The 16,488-nt window shown below is 55.5% G+C and carries 12 protein-coding genes; 5 read left to right on the top strand and 7 right to left on the bottom strand.

Annotation, left to right across the window (positions count from 1 at the left end):
- The first annotated feature begins 105 nt into the window (after positions 1-105).
- On the top strand, positions 106-1,131 hold the full coding sequence (locus tag BUF15_RS11855; protein ID WP_073613697.1) for a D-alanyl-D-alanine carboxypeptidase family protein: 1,026 nt from the start codon (positions 106-108) through the stop codon (positions 1,129-1,131).
- On the opposite strand, the gene BUF15_RS11850 is transcribed toward BUF15_RS11855, so the two are convergent.
- From BUF15_RS11850 to lexA, 4 genes are read right to left on the bottom strand one after another with little or no spacing between them, the layout of a single operon-like run.
- On the bottom strand, positions 1,122-4,151 hold the full coding sequence (locus BUF15_RS11850) for a DNA polymerase III subunit alpha (RefSeq protein WP_073613696.1): 3,030 nt from the start codon (positions 4,149-4,151) through the stop codon (positions 1,122-1,124). The genes BUF15_RS11855 and BUF15_RS11850 overlap by 10 nt on opposite strands.
- Positions 4,152-4,185: 34 nt before the next feature.
- Complete coding sequence (locus BUF15_RS11845; protein ID WP_073613695.1) at positions 4,186-5,400, bottom strand: DNA polymerase Y family protein; 1,215 nt, start codon at positions 5,398-5,400, stop codon at positions 4,186-4,188.
- A gap of 12 nt (positions 5,401-5,412) precedes the next feature.
- A complete protein-coding gene (locus BUF15_RS11840; RefSeq protein WP_234981162.1) occupies positions 5,413-6,246 on the bottom strand; it encodes a DUF72 domain-containing protein in 834 nt (277 codons plus the stop codon).
- Positions 6,243-6,893, bottom strand: coding sequence for a transcriptional repressor LexA (lexA, locus tag BUF15_RS11835; RefSeq protein WP_073613694.1), 651 nt, complete (start codon positions 6,891-6,893; stop codon positions 6,243-6,245). The genes BUF15_RS11840 and lexA overlap by 4 nt, the downstream gene beginning before the upstream one ends.
- A 241-nt stretch (positions 6,894-7,134) precedes the next feature.
- Here lexA and BUF15_RS11830 point away from each other — a divergent pair, with 241 nt between their 5' ends.
- Together BUF15_RS11830 and BUF15_RS11825 are read left to right on the top strand one after the other, a co-directional pair.
- Positions 7,135-7,599 carry a ferritin family protein gene (locus BUF15_RS11830; RefSeq protein WP_073613693.1) on the top strand — a complete coding sequence of 155 codons (465 nt, stop codon included), beginning with the start codon at positions 7,135-7,137 and terminating at the stop codon, positions 7,597-7,599.
- 11 nt (positions 7,600-7,610) lie between these two features.
- On the top strand, positions 7,611-8,963 hold the full coding sequence (locus BUF15_RS11825) for a D-serine ammonia-lyase (RefSeq protein ID WP_073613692.1): 1,353 nt from the start codon (positions 7,611-7,613) through the stop codon (positions 8,961-8,963).
- Between the two features lie 73 nt (positions 8,964-9,036).
- On the opposite strand, the gene BUF15_RS11820 is transcribed toward BUF15_RS11825, so the two are convergent.
- The 3 genes from BUF15_RS11820 to BUF15_RS11810 all read right to left on the bottom strand — a co-directional run bounded on the left by BUF15_RS11820 (position 9,037) and on the right by BUF15_RS11810 (position 13,463).
- On the bottom strand, positions 9,037-11,283 hold the full coding sequence (locus BUF15_RS11820) for a vWA domain-containing protein (RefSeq protein WP_073613691.1): 2,247 nt from the start codon (positions 11,281-11,283) through the stop codon (positions 9,037-9,039).
- Positions 11,284-11,310: 27 nt separating this feature from the next.
- Complete coding sequence (locus BUF15_RS11815) at positions 11,311-12,231, bottom strand: hypothetical protein (RefSeq protein ID WP_073613690.1); 921 nt, start codon at positions 12,229-12,231, stop codon at positions 11,311-11,313.
- A 290-nt stretch (positions 12,232-12,521) separates the two neighbouring features.
- Positions 12,522-13,463 carry an Lcl C-terminal domain-containing protein gene (locus BUF15_RS11810; RefSeq protein WP_073613689.1) on the bottom strand — a complete coding sequence of 314 codons (942 nt, stop codon included), beginning with the start codon at positions 13,461-13,463 and terminating at the stop codon, positions 12,522-12,524.
- Between the two features lie 143 nt (positions 13,464-13,606).
- Between BUF15_RS11810 and glgX the strand changes: the two genes are divergently transcribed.
- Positions 13,607-15,721, top strand: a complete 2,115-nt coding sequence (gene glgX / locus BUF15_RS11805) for a glycogen debranching protein GlgX (RefSeq protein ID WP_073613688.1) — start codon at positions 13,607-13,609, stop codon at positions 15,719-15,721.
- A 199-nt stretch (positions 15,722-15,920) separates the two neighbouring features.
- Positions 15,921-16,475 (top strand): GDSL-type esterase/lipase family protein, encoded by a 555-nt coding sequence (locus BUF15_RS11800; RefSeq protein WP_084553917.1) that lies wholly within the window; start codon positions 15,921-15,923, stop codon positions 16,473-16,475.
- Positions 16,476-16,488 lie beyond the last annotated feature (13 nt).

Raw genomic sequence — 16,488 nt, 5'->3', positions numbered from 1 at the left:
TACAGGGAAAACGTTCTTGACAAGTTGTTCTGTCCAGAATACAAATTCAAAAAATCGTACACGTTCTGCTCCGGCAGGCACACCGCAATCCACTTTCAGGTGAACATGTTGTTTTTTTCCCGTATCTCCAACGGTCTTCGTCCAGGCGCCTTCCGGTCCACGCTCATCGGTCTGGCAGTTCTCATATCGTTTCAGACATCACCTATTGCCAGAGCCGAAGTAGCAGTTCTCGGGCAGGAAGGAAGTATCTCGGCGGTGAAATGGTTCCCGACCGTCTCCCCTGAAGAGGCTGCTGCCGGCCAGACGGTTGCGACCGTTCCGGCAGAGCTGCAGAATATCACAGCCAAAAGCGTAATTATCCTTGATGATGCCGACGACACCATCATCTTTGCCAAAGAGCCCGATCAGCCCCGGCAACCGGCAAGCACCATCAAGGTACTCACCGGTATCATTGCGATCCACTCCCTGGCAGGTGATGAAGCGGTGCCCGTTAGTCGTGAGGCTGCGTCCCGGCCGAGCTCGAAAATGTATCTTGATCCCGCGAAAGCATATCGTGCCGATGAGCTGATCTCCGGCGTGCTCCTTGGCTCGGCCAACGACGCCAGTGTAGCCCTGGCAGAGATGATTGCCGGCAACGAAAGTGACTTCGCTGAGTTCATGAACCTGCAAGCCAGCCACTTTGGCGCTACCCACACGAACTGCAAGACCGCCACCGGCCTGACCGCCAAGGACCAGACCAGCACAGCCCGTGATCTTGCCCTCATTTTTCGGGAAGCCATGCGTGACGACAATTTTTCCGCCCGCATGAAAGTGCGCTCCATTACCACCGATGAAGGCAACACCCTCTATAACCACAACAAGGCACTATGGCGTATTGAAGGGGCAGAGGGAGGTAAAACCGGATATACACTCGCTGCTCGCCAGACCTATGTCGGCAAATTCAGTAACGGTGAAGCGACGTTTATTGTCGCCATCATGGGCAGTGAAACCATGTGGCGCGACCTCAAACAGCTGGTGAACTTCGCCTACGGCCAGTACCCGCATATCCTGTCCGCACGCAAGGAAAGAGAGGCCAGCGACCTCCTGGCCAACAGCAGGAAAGACGAAACCATCCCCAAATCCTATAATTGAGCAGAACCCGGTCTTGGCCTTGCGCCCTCACCGATCGCGCTCACCTGTTCCACTGTGAGGGTGAGCGCACCATAATCGGCTTCCACAATACCAGTCAGAATATAGCCCCTGCCGCTTTGCAGGATATGCGCCGCCCGCCGGTATGCCTCAGGGAAAAAGGTGGTTTCCAGCATACCGGTATCGTCCTCGAAAGTAAGAAACTCCATCACCTCCCCGGTTTTGGTGGAGACCAGCTTCCCGGTGAGCAGCCAACCGGCACAGCGAATACGACGCCCCACATGGCGGGGTGCGTCCACCATCTTCACGAGTCCGCCTGGCAGCCTGCCCATCAACACCATCGGGTGATAGTCGCAAAGAAAACCGAGCACCCCATACTCCCGCATCAGGCGACTACGCTGATCCGGCGGAGAAAGCGGCGGTGGCTCGGGCAATCGTACTGGAAACAGGGTATGCGTCGCCGACAGTGTCCGATTCCTCTGGAAACTGGCCCATTGCCAGAGCAACATGGTCCGGTTACCACCAGTATCGAGGCTATCCATACCACCCGCATGGATGAGAGCCCGCGCCTCATCTTCTGCCGGCAACACCCGACTCCAGAAATCCACCGGATCACTAAAAGATCGTTGTTCCCGCGTCGTAACAATCCGCGCCATGCTCTTCTGCGACAGCCCCTGGATGGCCTGCAAGCCCACCCGAATCGTCCGTTTTTCGCCGCTCCACCGTTCGTTGCTACGATTCACGTCCGGATGCAAAATGGTAAGCCCCAGTCGTTTCGCCTCCGAGACGTAGGCCATCGTTGAATAGTAACCACCCTGATTGGATATCACCGCAGCCATGAACTCCGCCGGATGGTGGTGTTTCAAATATGCGGCCTGGTAGGAAACCCGGGCATAGGAAGCCGAATGGGGTTTACAGAATGAATAGCCGTCAAAACTCATCATCATCTTCCAGACCCGGTCGATATCTTCGGCCCCGATATTTCGCTCGCCGCAACCACGATAGAACTGCTCACGATAATCAGCGAGTCGCAGTTCCTTGTCTTTTTTCGACATCACCTTCCGTAGACCGTCAGCCCTGGCGTGGCTGAAACCCGCCATAGCCACCGCTACCCGGGAAACATCCTCCTGATAGACCATAAGGCCGAAGGTCTCGTCGAGTACGTCACCCACCGACGGATGCAGGGGCTGCCAGGCTCCGCCATGCAGTCGACGAACATACTCGCGGACAAACTCGTTGGCTGCCGGCCGGATAATCGAGGACTGAATCACCAACTGCTCAAAATCACCGCTGCCCGCCTTTTGCTGTAATAGCCGCATGGCAGGGCTCTCGATATAAAAGCAGCCCATGGTGGTGCCGCGTGCCACCCCACTACGGGTGCGCTGATCATCTTCCGGATTCCAGTGCATTTCATCAAGCTCGCCCCCCTGCCGCTGCACCGCCTTTACGGCATCGCGGATGACGCCTAAACTGCGGTTACCGAGGATATCGATCTTGACGAGCCCCGCCTCTTCCGTTCCGTCCTTTTCCCATTGAATAATGGGAACACCTTTGGCCGCATACTCCACCGGCACATATTCCCGGATCGGTCGGGGAGTGATGACCACCCCGCCGGGATGAACCGAGAGATAACGGGGGATACCGATCAATCTTGCGGCCAAAGTCAAAATCTCCGGCCAGGGTTCCGACAGATCCTGGTCCCGCAGCGTCGGCAACTGCTCCAATCGCTGCTGCAGACTGCCTTCGTTACGGTCGGCAAGCCACGGCAGACGTTTGGTGAGCCGTGAAATCTCCGATCCCGGCATCCCGAAGGCCTTGGCCGTTTCACGGATGGCCATCCGCGGCTGGAACATGATATGGTTAGCGACCATGGCCGAGTGACCGGCAAAATCCGACAGTACTTCCTGCAGCACCGTATCACGCTCGTCCCAGGCAAAATCCACATCGATATCGGGCGGATCAGTTCTGCCGGGATTTAAAAAACGCTCAAAATAGAGGTTATGCTTGATGGGACAGACATTGGTGATCTCAAGACAGTAGGCAACCAGTGAGGCGGCTCCAGAGCCTCGCCCGCAGATCCGTCGTTTTATCCGATGCCCGTCTGCCCCTTTTCGATGGACAATATCACGCACCACCAGAAAATAGGAGGAGTAGCCCATCTCCTCAATCACCCGCAGCTCATGCTCCAGCCGCTCCACTACCGGTTCGCCGAGATCGTCACCATACCGGCGGCAGGCTCCCTGATAGGCCTTCAGCCGCAACATCCGCCCTGCCTCTCCTTCATGGTCATGTCGCCAGGGCGGCATGATGATACCAAATGCGGGTCCGGCAAAGGCGCATTCAGCAGCGAGCCGTTCCGTTGCCCCGATCACCTCAGGCCAGACCGCGAACCGCTCGCGATAGACAGAAGGCGGTTCAAGCACATACTGCACCTCCGGCGGCTCAACCTCGCCCAGCCGACTGATACTGGTGTTATGGGCGATTGCCCGCAGGAGTAGATAGAGATCCTGATCCTCTTCTTTGCCAAGAGCACTGTCCGGTGTGGCCACGGCCGGAACCCCTCGCAACTTTGCCCACTCCCGCAGGCTGCGACCCGCCTCAGTAGGCCGCGGACCAAGATCTGCCGCCACCTGCACACCTTGCTGATGCAATATCTCCAGCAGTTCCCGGTCACGACCCAGCAGAAAAAGGCCCTCCGCATGACCACCAAGGTCCTTTTCAACGTCCAATTCGCCAGCATGGCGTTTACTGAGAAGAAGCGAGAGGTTACGATATCCGTCAATATTTTTTACCAGACAGGTGACCACCCGGTCGCCTTCCGTCTCTGAAAGTTCTGCCCCGACAATAGGGTGCAGCTGTTCTCGCCTGCAGGCTGCGAGAAAACTCCACAAGCCATAGAGGTTGTCGCGATCGGTCAAGGCCAGGGTGGCATAACCGAGTGTTACGGCCAGACGGCAGAGCGCTGCCGGAGAACCGGTCGCCCGCAGGAGGGAATAAGAGGAGCGGACACGCAGAGGAACCATACCAATACCGGAACTCGTATAGAAACGGAATCTATTAGTGAAAGACGACGTCGGTGTTGTCTGGTTCCGGCTCATCCGGACATTGCCGCCCCAGAGCAATCACCCTTTTACCGTAACGGCCGCGAATAGCGTCCATGGCACCCAGCAATTTTTCCTGCCGCCTCGTCTCTACAGAGGTCTCAGGAAAGAGTGTCAATTGGGGAGATTGCCGGTGCAAGCGGTCGCAGACCAGCCGTATAGACCGCAGCCGGGTACGTCTCAGCCAAGCCCGTTGCAGCGCATCCATAGCCAGACGACGCAACCCGAAGTCGCTGCATGTTCCTTCTTTGACCGAAGCCTGCCGGACCACGTGATTGCCGTCGGAATACCTCAGCCAGATCCCCACCCGCCTGGCCGCCTTGCCCCGCGCCCGTAGCTCGCTGCCCACCCGGGCAATCAGGGTGGCGAGGGCCGCCTCCACTTCCTGGCGGTCGTTGGTGTCGGGAGTAAAACAGTGTTCATGATCCACCGGCATAGCCTCCTGCACCCCGCCCATAACCATACTGTCGTCATGGCCGCGACTCGCCCCATGCAACCAGCTGGCGCGACTGCCGAACACCACCATCAACTGCCGTGGGCTCAACCCCGCAAGCTGGCCGATGGTGGATATCTGCAACTCCCCCATTGTTCGTAACTCTTTTCCGTATACGCCAGGCAGCAGGCCGATCTGCAACGGTGCCAGGAACACTTCTTCCTCACCGGGAGCGACAATATACTCCCCCACCGGTTTGACCAGCCGCGACGAGACCTTGGCCACCAGCTTGTTGCCGGCAAGGGTCCAGATCGGATTGATGCCGAGCCCGTCGCGTACCTCACGACGAACCCGCAGCCCCACATCCTGGGCCGGACCGAACAGCCTATGGGTGCCGGTGACATCCACAAAAAGATGGCCATCCTCCACCCCATGCTCCACCTGCGGTGAATAATACTGCACCCGTTTTAAAAAGCCGGCCATGGCCCTCCGATACAGCTCCACCCGGGGTTGCAACACCGTGGCCTCGCGGCAGAGGCGGGTCGCCTGATTGAGGAACATTCCTTTCTGCACCCCCGCCTGATAGGCCTCTTCACTCATATCGAAGACCACCGAGCGGGCCGCCGCAGGCGGGGCAATGATCAGCGGCCGCCGTGCCAGACTGCTGTCCGCCACCCGCTCCACCGCCACGGCAAAATCGGCCACATTGAAATGGAGAATTGATCGTTCCCGGTACATAACTCAACCCTCTCAACCCAACCCCGCCAGAATTTTCTGCAGCCGCTGCCCATTTCTCGGGGCTTGGGCCCGGACATGATTATTGAAATAAATCACACCCCGCTCTGCCTGGTGCGCCAGACGGTCCAGCATCAGGCGCCACTCACCCAGCTCTTCACCACTGTAATCGTAATCGAACTTTTTCTGCATGTTGCCGGACCGCCAGCCGCCCATGTTGCGGCCATGAAAGCGCACGTAAAAAAGCGCGGGATTGGTCACCACATCAAGGGTCGGAAAAAGCCCAGGCAACTGCGGCGTATCGACGGTGACAAGCGTCACTTTACGTCGTTCCAGTTCCTTAAAGACACTGTCCGTCGCCCAACTGCCGTGGCGGAACTCCACCGCCACCGGCAGATCCTGTAACCCATCAAGCAGCGCCGCCAAATAGCGTCGATTCTCCATGGTCCTGTCAAAATCAGGAGGCAACTGCACCAGAATTGCGACCAACCGATCCTTCAATGGCGCAATGCCTTCCCGGTACAGCTGCACCTGCTTCGGCCATTCAGCATCACGTTCATGGGTCATGGTCCGGGTCAGCTTGGCGGAAAAACGAAAATGGCCAGGTGCCTTGGCCGCCATGCGAGCCACAGCTTCAGCCCGGGCCATCTGGTACCAGGTGTAGTTCAACTCTACCGTCGAAAAAACGCGGCAATACAGTTCCAGCATATCCGCAGTCCGGGTGGAGGGCGGATAGAAACCGCTGTCCACCCACTCGGTGTAGGAATAGCCGCAGGTACCCAGCAGCACCGAGCAGCCCCGTCCGCCCCCCCCGCCGGGCAGCATTACCCTTCCAGGCTGATTGCTCATCGTTTTTTGCTGCTCCCGCCAAAGACACCGTTGTCGCCACGTATCACGCCAACTACCTTGCCCTGCACCAACAGGTCACCGAAAGAGTAGCGCATGACCGGGTAGTTGTCGTTTTCCGGTCGCATCTCAATATGGTCGGGATGGAGGAAGAACCGTTTCACCGTTGCCTCCTCTCCATGCACCAGCACTGCCACGATTTCCCCATTTTCCGCATATTGCCGTGGCTCGCAGATCACCAGATCACCGTTCAGGATGCCGGCATTTTGCATCGAGTCCCCCTTGATGCGCAGGCAGAACAGGTTGTCGCCGGGAAAGAGCACACTGTCCACCAGGACCGAACCGTCCCATTCCTGCTGGGCATACATAGGCAGACCGGCCGTCACCTGACCGATGATCGGCAGTTCACGGGCACGACCGGGGACAGGTTGCACCTCCTCATTTTCGGGCAACAACCTGATGGAACGGCTGTAATGACCTTCTCTCGCCAACACCCCTTTTTTCTCCAGCTGGCTGATGAGCTGCGCCACGGCATTATGACTGATCGCCATCGCCGACGCCGCCTCGCGCAAACTGGGCGCACGACCGTCTTCACGAATTTTCTCCGCCAGATAATCATAAAAACGTTGCTGTCTTTCCGTCAGTTCCATAACACCCTCCCGCAATCCTCATTTCCGGCTTCGCCGCAAATGTACATGTACATTTGCCCTAATTGTACAATTCATGTGTGCATTGTCAATATACATTAACACTCATAGACCGGCATACAGCTGAAAAATTCTGCTGTTTTCAGCGACGATACGGTGTAAAGTTTGGCAATACTGGCATTTTCCGTGTTCAATTCGGTATTGCCCACTGTCATTTTTTCATCATCAGCAACACGAGACAACAATGTTTAGAATTACCGACATCCGCAACATAGCAATCCAGATCGAAAAAAACGGCGAATCCTCCTACCGGCTAGCATCAACAAAGGTAAAGGATCCGCGTATCAGCGAGTTACTTGCCTGGATGGCCGATGAGGAAGAGCGCCATCTCCAATGGTTTGAGGAACTGCAGTCAGAGGCGGAAGTGCCGGCCGAACACGCCGAGCTGGAAAAAATGGGACAATCGCTGTTGCAGGATATGATGGCGAATCAGACCTTCTCGCTTGATCAGCAAGAGTTAAATCGCACTGAAACACTCACCCAGATGCTCACCCAGTCCAAAGCCTTTGAGGATGACACCATTCTTTTCTATGAGTTTTTGCAAGGATTACTCGATGACGAGCGGGCCGCACGGGAACTCGATGCCATCATCGACGAGGAGCGGCAGCATGCCGCCCGCCTCGAAGAGCTGGTGGCGACCTGCGCTTAAAGCACCAGCCGATGAAAAACATACAGGGCAGAAGTATTGACAGCTGGTGTGATACCTTTCCCGCTCTAAGAGATATCATCGCCTACCGGGAAACCTGCTGGTTCAATTCCACCACCGAAAACTGCACCACAGCACTTGCCAAGACCGGACTTTCTCCGTCAGATATCGACGACGCCCGCTTCCGGCTGGAGCGGTTTCAGCCGTTTATAGCCCGGGTTTTTCCAGAAACGGCGTCAGCATCTGGCATCATCGAATCGCCGCTTCTACCGATCCCGGCCATGCAACGGATTCTCGTTACACGATCCGGCCATGAATTGCCGGGGAAACTTTTACTGAAATGCGACAATCTGCTGCCCATATCTGGTTCGATCAAGGCGCGTGGCGGGATCTATGAGGTGCTGAAGCATTCGGAAACGCTGGCCATTTCCCAGAATCTGCTCACCGTTGACGATGATTATGGGCTCCTGGCCGAAGAGCATTGTCGCAGATTTTTCGGAAAATACCGCATCGCTGTCGGCTCAACCGGCAATCTCGGCCTCAGTATCGGCATCATGGGAGCCGCTTTGGGCTTTCAGGTGACTGTGCATATGTCGGCCGATGCCAGGCAGTGGAAGAAGGAGCTGCTCAGAAGTCACGGAGTGACGGTGATCGAGTACCGTGCCGATTACGGCGCGGCGGTGGCCGCAGGAAGACAACAGGCAGCGAATGACCCGTTCTGCCATTTTATTGATGATGAAAATTCAACGGACCTCTTTCTCGGCTATGCAGTGGCCGGCACACGGTTAGCCGCCCAGCTCGCGGCCATGGATATCATGGTGGACGAAACCCATCCGCTCTTTGTCTACCTGCCCTGTGGGGTGGGAGGCGGCCCTGGCGGCGTGAGTTTTGGCCTCAAGCAGATCTTCGGCGATAACGTTCACTGCTTTTTTGCTGAACCGACCCACTCGCCCTGCATGCTCATCGGCCTCGCCACCGGCCTGCATGACCGGGTCTCCGTGCAGGACTTCGGACTCGATAATATCACCGCTGCCGACGGACTGGCAGTCGGCAGGCCATCCGGCTTTATCGGCCGGATTTTGGCCCCGCTCATTGACGGAGTCTTCACCGTTGCCGACGATACCATGTACCGCCATCTCGCCCTTCTGGCCGACAATGAAAAGATCTTTATGGAACCCTCTGCCCTGGCCGGCATGAACGGGATAGAGTGGGTCAGCTCATCGAGGAGATATCTTGAGAAGCATGGACTGGTTGAACAGCTGCACCAGAGCACCCATGTAGTCTGGGGCACCGGCGGTAGCATGGTTCCGGCAGCGGAGATGGAACACTATTATCAAAAAGGGAAAGGACTGCTGCAGAAAGACTGAGAAACGTCCCTTCACCGACGGGAGCAGACACAGTCGCCCGTCGGTAAAGCAGACAGATGCATCGAGAGAACATCTACTCGATCTTCAGGCCGGTCCTGGCCATGATCGTATCCCCATCTCCGAAAATATAGCGGATTTCATACTCGCCAGGTTCCTCAGGGGTCATCACTTTCACCGGATTGCCGGCGTTCGTGTACTCATACTGGGCGTAACTGCTGCCATCCTCCCCCGGCCTGGCGATGGAAATATAATCCATCTCCGCATTCGGCCCTTGCCAGGAAACCTCAATTTCGGTTCCAGCAGGAGCGGAAGCAGGCCCCTGCACCCCAGCTGTAATCGGGGTCAGCTCTACCACCTGCTTTGCCAGCAATCTGTTATCCTGGCCAAGGATATAGCGCACCTCATAGTTGCCGGGAATGACGGGAAGTTTCAATGTTACCGGACTACCGGCGGTGGTATACTGGTAATATAAATAGTCGGCCGAGCCCTGATCCGCTCTTGCAAGAGAGATATAATCACCGTCATTGTTCGGCCCCTGCCAGTTCACCTCTATAGTGTTCCCCGCCGGAATGGAAGCCGCTGTCTGTATCTGGGCCCCCACATCCTTCACCTCCAGGGGCTGCCGGCTCAGAATAACATCATCCTGGCCAAGAATATACCGTACCTCGTAGGTTCCCGGCGCTGACGGCGCAACGAGCTTCACCGGGTTACCGGTATTGGTATAGCTATACGTCAAGTAGGTTGAACCGGCATCTCCCGGCGAAGCGATAGAGATATAATCTCTCTCGTTATTCGGCCCCTGCCATTGGACGTTGAAACCGCTGGCGATATTGACCGTAGCTGGAACTTCTATCTGAGCACCGGCACCCTTCACCTCCAGGGATTGACGAGCCAGGATAACATCATCCTGACCGAGAACATAACGCACCTCGTAGGTTCCCGGTGCTGACGGAGCAGTAAGGGTCACAGGGTTTCCGTTGCTGGTGTAGGCGTAGGTCGCATAATTTGAACCATCTTCTGCCGGTACGGCAATGGAGATATAATCCCTGTCATTGTTCGGCCCCTGCCACTGGGTAGTAAAACTTGCCGCGGCATCGACAGTCTGTGGAGCAGTGACTGTTGCCGTCACCGGTTCCACCGTTAACGATTTTCTTGCCAGCATTGTGTCGCCCTGGCCGAGAACATAACGGACCTCATAAGTCCCGGGTATCGATGGGGCCTGCACCTTCAAGGGGCTGCCGGTGCTGGTGTAGGTATAGTTCAGATAGCTATGACCTGGCTGGTCACCTTCGGCAATAGAGATATAGTCGGTCGGGTAACCTGGACCACGCCACGTGACTTCAACCGGGGTAGCGGCCTTCACCGCCGCCGGAATCTGCAACTCGACCTGGGCCGGGACAACGGCAATATCCTCCCGGCTGATAATCGTGTCACTGTAACCGTGAATATAGCGCAGTTCATAGTCGCCAGCCTCGCATTTCGCCGCCAGCTGCACCGGATTCCCCTGCTCAGTATAGATATAATCGCAGCAGTCCTGCTTCTTCTGGTCGCGGCTGGCAAGACAGATAAAATCGTTACGGCTGTTTGGACCCTGCCAGTTCACGGAAAACGTCTCTCCCACCGTCACCTGAGCCGGCCCATTCAGGGTGGCGGTACCCGGCTTTTCCACCACTGGCGGAGGCGGCGCTTTCACCTTCTCGACGGTGGTCGCCAGCGCTGTTTTCAAGGCTTTGGCATCACCAGCCGCGACAAACAGCCCGCCGGTCTTGTCGGCCAGACAGCGCAACCGCCCCTGGTCCCCTTCACTCAGGTCAAAGCCCACCACATGAACGGTAAAATCGACCCCACTCCTGGCCAGATCGGCAGCCACCTGGCAGGGATCGGCATCACAGGTCTCAAGCCCGTCAGTTAGAAGGATGACCGTTGCCTTCTCTTCCGTGGAGCGGAGCGTCTTAGCCGCCATCTGCACTGAGGCGCTGAGCGGCGTCTTACCTTTTGGGCTGATCTCGGCGATCCGTTTTTTCATCGCCGCCGGGCTATGGGGACCAAAATCGACGAGCGTTTCGATATCCTGGCAGTCACCTTTACGGCGGTGACCATAGGCCATCAGACCTGTTTCATATTCCGCAGGAATGGTGTCGATAATCTCGCCCAGCGCTTCTCTCGCAATCTCAATCTTCGCCTTGCCATCAATCTGCCCCCACATGGAACCGGAACTGTCGAGGATCAGCATGACCCGTGGTTTTTCAGCACACAGCGCCGAAACCGGCAACAGCAGCACCATGACAGAGAGAAACTTCAGCCACACCCGAAATCGCATATCGAACTCTCCCGTACGAATAGACGTCTAGTTTTGATCGAGCGCAGCCTGAAGCGCCGGCCAGTCGATCATTTCCACAATAGATCCCGTCCTTCTGGGATCAGCTTCGATCACAGCAACCACAGTCTGCAGACTGGTATGCGGCGCTTTTGCGACAACAGAAACCTGATAGGCAGCATCACCCGGAGTGGCAAACCATCCCTTCCCCATGAACACCGTGGTCGTCTCCTCATGCCATTCGCCCGATGGGGTGTAATACCCTTTTGCTCGAAAGGCAGGGTAACCGGCCACAACGGTACGCACCGCACCCGGCTCAAGCGACTGGGACAAACGATTGGCAAACAGATACATGGCCACATGCGAATCAGGTGCTGTAATGGCCCGATTGATCTCAACGATCTTTTCATCGACCTCGCCAAAGGCCTTATTGAAAACGGCAGCCTGCTCCGCCATCTGCTGTCGGAGAACCCGCACGGTCTCAATATCGCCCGCTGCCGCTGCCTCGGCAACCTTGACAGCCAGCCGCTCATACTCGGCAACATCCTCATCACTTACAGGCGAACTCCCGGTTATCGCCGATATCTGGTCAGCAGCTTTCTCTTCACCCTGCTCCTGCAGGGCCACATTTGTCCACTGAAGGTAATACGTCACCTCCATTGGCCTGGTCCCGGTTTCGATGCCGACAACTTCGAGCTCATCGCTTTCCGCCTGGTCGGTTATTTCCCAGCCTTCCGGTACATCGGCCGGCAAGGCCGCAGCCAGTGCGTCCTGGGTCGAACGGTAAAACTCCTGCTCTGCAGGCGTGGGTTTACGACCGGTTCCGTCACCATGTGCGGTTGTCGCCAAAAACAACAGAATTATACAACCTGCCACCACCCTTGAGGCACATTTCCCTCTCGCCGCCATTGCCACTCCAACCATTTGCAACACTTTCCCACCCTCTTCCATGCCACATACACCTATGGGAGCCACAAACAACATTATGGCAAATCACCGTAGTCACCTGTGATCGAACAATACATTTGTTATCTGAGAAAATTCCCCGACATCGACAAATCGCGATACCGAGCCGCCGGAAAGGCGAGGCAAAACCGAACGGTCCTGTTACTCTGAATATACTCCGAAAAATTGATAGTTTAAACAGGACATTTCCAACAGGCAAAAAAAGAAATGGCACAACAGAATGGCCGGGCCCAGAATAATCCGGACCCGGCAAGGGGAAAAGAAAGGAGAATGGATCAGCTCAACGAACGTACCAACCGGCCGAAACCACCGGGAATAGTACCTGACGACCAGAACAGCCGCCCCTGTTTGTAATCGACAAACCAGTAACCGCCAGGTTTTCTGCGGGCTTCGACAAAGATAAAGGGCTGGTTCTTGGAAAAACAGGGATGCAGGTAAATCCCTTTACTGTTCTGACAGGACTCCATCAAAGACATCGCCTCTTCGACGGTGGGCATCCGCCAGTCGTGGTATCCGGCCAACCCCTTTTCGTTTACTTCGGCAATCGCTTTTCGCATTTGGCGGATGGAATTGATATCCAAGCCGTCGCGCTGCCACATAAGATTGGTTCTGAGATCGACCACCGTCTGATCGTTGCCGTTATTGATCAAAACATTGGCAAAGTTGCCGGATGGATTCTGCTCCGATTCGAAAAAATTCCATTTCCGGAGCAGAGCACCGACTTCTTCTTCCTGCAGAAATGCCGGTTCAACGGGCAGGGAAACGATGGTGCCGGAAAACCCGGCCTTCTTTTTACCGGGCAGGGCCGGCCCCATGTCCTCAATTTCTTTTTCCTCCACCACAGGTATCACCAGCGAGGAGTTGCCATCATCGAGGACATTACGAATCAGCCAGTCACGAATCTGGTCGTTGATGGCAAAGCTCTGTTCAAAGCGAGCGACATAGCCTTGCTCATCCACACATTTTCGCATCATTTCGAGCGGCGCCTTGATTTCCGCCACGACCCGGGCATGCTTAACCGCCCGCTCCATCAGACAGAGCTTGGGGGTGTCACCCCAGTCATCCACAAAAAAGTAGTAAACACACTCATCGTTATTGCGAACGCGCTCCCGCCCCCCCCAGGACTCGAACGTTCCAAACGTCAGTTCCGGGCTCATTTCCCAGTCAATCGGGCTGATAATCTCGTCGCCTACCTTTACTTTGTGAAACATTCCCATAATGACTCCCTGCTTGCTGTGATACAAACTCTTTGTTGGTTACACCTTCCGCCTGTCAGACAACTCGGGTATACTATGGTTTACTCGCACCTCAATTCTGCTGCTGACAGCTTTTCACTTAAAGATTCTAATAATCATTATCAATGATGCCAGAAAAAAACTTCCCCTGGAGGGTAAAAAGAGGCTATCCCCTGCCGCTTGGCGTGACAGTACTCAACGAAGGCATCAATTTCGCCCTGTTCTCACGCCATGCCAGCCAGGTGGTCCTGGTTGTTGAGCTCCCTTCCGGAGATCAAAATGGCCCCCTCCGCTACGAATTGTCTCTTGGCCGAGAGGAAAACCGGACCGGAGACATATGGCACATTCTCATTGAGACCACAGATACAGAGCTGAGTTACGGCTACCGGCTATTTGGCAGGAACAGCCATGATGGCTGTCGTTTTACCCCTGAACGGATTCTGATCGATCCCTACTGCCATGCCCTCACCCCACGCCGTTGGGGAGAGTTGGCCCGTTACGGTGAAGTGCCCTGCTGTCGCATTCCGCGCCACGATTTCGACTGGCAGCATGATCGACCGTTGAAAACGCCGCTGTCAGAAACAATTATTTATGAGCTGCACGTCAGAGGGTTCACCCAACAGGCGGAGCATACCATAACCGCTCCGGGAACCTATCGGGGGCTCATCGAAAAAATCCCCTACCTCAAGCAGTTGGGCATAACTGCGGTCGAGCTTTTACCGGTAACCGAGTTTGACGAAAACGATACCAATTTCCACGACCCGAAGAGCGGTGAGCGATTGAAGAACTTCTGGGGCTACAATCCGGTTTCGTTTCTCGCCGTGAAATCGGCCTATGCCCACAACCCCGATGACCATATCAACGAGTTCAAAAGCATGGTCCGCGCCCTCCACCAGGCGGGCATCGAAGTGATTCTCGATATCGTCTACAATCATACCGGAGAAGGTGGCTATGACGGCATTACCAGCAGCTTCAGAGGCATCGATAACCCTATCTATTATCTGCTTGATCCCACTTCCAAGGAGTATCTGAACTTCTCCGGCTGCGGCAACACCTTCAACTGCAATCATCCGGTAGCGCGCTCACTCATCCGCGAGTCCCTGCGTTACTGGGTCATGGAGATGCACGTGGACGGATTTCGTTTCGACCTCGCCTCCATCCTCGGGCGCGACCAGGCGGGGAACGTGCTGACTAATCCACCGATGATAGAACTGATCGCGGAAGACCCGGTGCTGCGCGACACCAAAATTATCGCCGAGGCCTGGGACGCTGCTGGGCTCTATCAGGTCGGCTCTTTTTCCACCAACTCCCGCTGGGGTGAGTGGAACGGTAAATTCCGGGATGATATCCGTTCGTTTATGGCAGGGCACGAGGGGACCGTCACCAAATTGGCAACCCGATTAGCAGGCAGCTCGGATCTCTACCAGGCCAGCGGCAGAGGACCGCTCAGCTCTATCAATTTCATCACCAGCCATGACGGTTTCACCCTCTCTGATCTGGTGAGCTACAACCACAAGCATAATCTCTCAAACGGCGAGAACAATAGGGACGGCGACAACCATAATCTCAGCTGGAACAGCGGCTACGAAGGAGCTCCGGCTCCTGCGGCGATAAAGAAGTTACGCGCCAGGCGGATACGCTCGCTTCTGACCATTCTCATGCTTTCACAGGGCGTGCCGATGATCACCGCCGGAGACGAATTCGGCCGCAGCCAGCTCGGCAACAACAATGCCTGGTGCCAGGACAACTCCATCAGCTGGCTGGACTGGAAACTCTGCCGTAAAAACCAGGATCTTTTACGTTTTTTCCGGCAATGTATTGAACTGCGCCGCCGCCATCCCGTCTTCCGCCGCGAGGAGTTCTTTGCGGGGCCTGACAATTCCACCGGCAAAGAGAAAAAGGAGATTCAGTGGCAATATCTCAATCCCGACAGTACCAACTGGTCCGAGAACTGTCATGGTCTGGGAATGCTGCTTTCTGGCAGTAGAAAGAATAAGCCCAGAGATGACGATTTCTTCATGATGATCAACGGCAGCTCAATCATCCCTCTTGATTTCACTGTGCCTGTTGTACCCCATAACACCAGGGGACGAAGATGGCATCTGGTGATCGACACCGCTGCCAGCTCACCTCTCGATATACATCTGCAGGGAATTTTTCTGGAAGGATCGCTTTCCTCGGTCGTGCGAGTTGAGCCGATGACAGTCAAGTTGCTCCAGTCCATGCCCATTCGACCATAAACAAAGCGAAACAGTCCCACAGGTCGATCCGAAAAGATTTGGTGTTGGCAATAAACTGTGCTACAAGTACCTGAAATAATACGAGGCGACTCGCCTCCAGAAATACCTAAACAGCAGGGAAACGGATACCGGTGACATAACCAACACGTTCTGATCTTCCCCCCCTATACAATAAATACACTTCACATCCTGATATTACATGATCGCATCACCTTCCACCCCCAGGACTCCTGCCCCCCTCTTTCTCATGCTGGGGGACTCACTGGTTGCGGGCTATAACTGGCAGCAGCGCATTCCACAATTCACGATTAAAAACTGTGGAGTTCCCGGGGCAACCACCGACGAACTGCTCTCATCCATGCCGAAACTGAAGACCTATTACAGCTCGGCAAGAATGATCATGGTAATGATCGGCACCAACGATCTTGTCATGGAACATTATGGTTTCATCGAGGATCTCAAGAAGATCATTGTCTTTCTGACCCAGAATTTTGCCGGCACGGAAGTTCTGGTCAACAGCCTGCTCCCCATGCATCTTCGACATCTGGGCAAGGATACCATTCCCAGAATCAACACCCAGATTGCTGAAATATGCCGCAAAACCGGTAGCTGTTATGTCGATGTCTATTCACGCTTTGTCCAGAGTAGCGGTAACCTCTTCCAGTTGGACGGGGTACACATCACCGAGGAAGGGTATCAATTGTGGGCCAGAACTATTCTTGAGCACATTGCCTTTATGCTGGAAAATGATTAGTCTCTGCGGCGAA

The organism is Desulfopila aestuarii DSM 18488, from assembly GCF_900143695.1.
Classification (GTDB): domain Bacteria; phylum Desulfobacterota; class Desulfobulbia; order Desulfobulbales; family Desulfocapsaceae; genus Desulfopila; species Desulfopila aestuarii.
Note: the sequence above shows the minus strand (reverse complement) of the source record. Positions and strands in the feature narration are given on the sequence as shown.

Bases quoted from the DNA above. Each gene is read 5' to 3' on its own strand.
- BUF15_RS11855 (WP_073613697.1), top strand. From the start codon at position 106: ATGTTGTTTTTTTCCCGTATCTCCAACGGTCTTCGTCCAGGCGCCTTC.
- BUF15_RS11850 (WP_073613696.1), bottom strand. From the start codon at position 4,151: ATGGTTCCTCTGCGTGTCCGCTCCTCTTATTCCCTCCTGCGGGCGACC.
- BUF15_RS11845 (WP_073613695.1), bottom strand. From the start codon at position 5,400: ATGTACCGGGAACGATCAATTCTCCATTTCAATGTGGCCGATTTTGCC.
- BUF15_RS11840 (WP_234981162.1), bottom strand. From the start codon at position 6,246: ATGAGCAATCAGCCTGGAAGGGTAATGCTGCCCGGCGGGGGGGGCGGA.
- lexA (WP_073613694.1), bottom strand. From the start codon at position 6,893: ATGGAACTGACGGAAAGACAGCAACGTTTTTATGATTATCTGGCGGAG.
- BUF15_RS11830 (WP_073613693.1), top strand. From the start codon at position 7,135: ATGTTTAGAATTACCGACATCCGCAACATAGCAATCCAGATCGAAAAA.
- BUF15_RS11825 (WP_073613692.1), top strand. From the start codon at position 7,611: ATGAAAAACATACAGGGCAGAAGTATTGACAGCTGGTGTGATACCTTT.
- BUF15_RS11820 (WP_073613691.1), bottom strand. From the start codon at position 11,283: ATGCGATTTCGGGTGTGGCTGAAGTTTCTCTCTGTCATGGTGCTGCTG.
- BUF15_RS11815 (WP_073613690.1), bottom strand. From the start codon at position 12,231: ATGGAAGAGGGTGGGAAAGTGTTGCAAATGGTTGGAGTGGCAATGGCG.
- BUF15_RS11810 (WP_073613689.1), bottom strand. From the start codon at position 13,463: ATGGGAATGTTTCACAAAGTAAAGGTAGGCGACGAGATTATCAGCCCG.
- glgX (WP_073613688.1), top strand. From the start codon at position 13,607: ATGATGCCAGAAAAAAACTTCCCCTGGAGGGTAAAAAGAGGCTATCCC.
- BUF15_RS11800 (WP_084553917.1), top strand. From the start codon at position 15,921: ATGATCGCATCACCTTCCACCCCCAGGACTCCTGCCCCCCTCTTTCTC.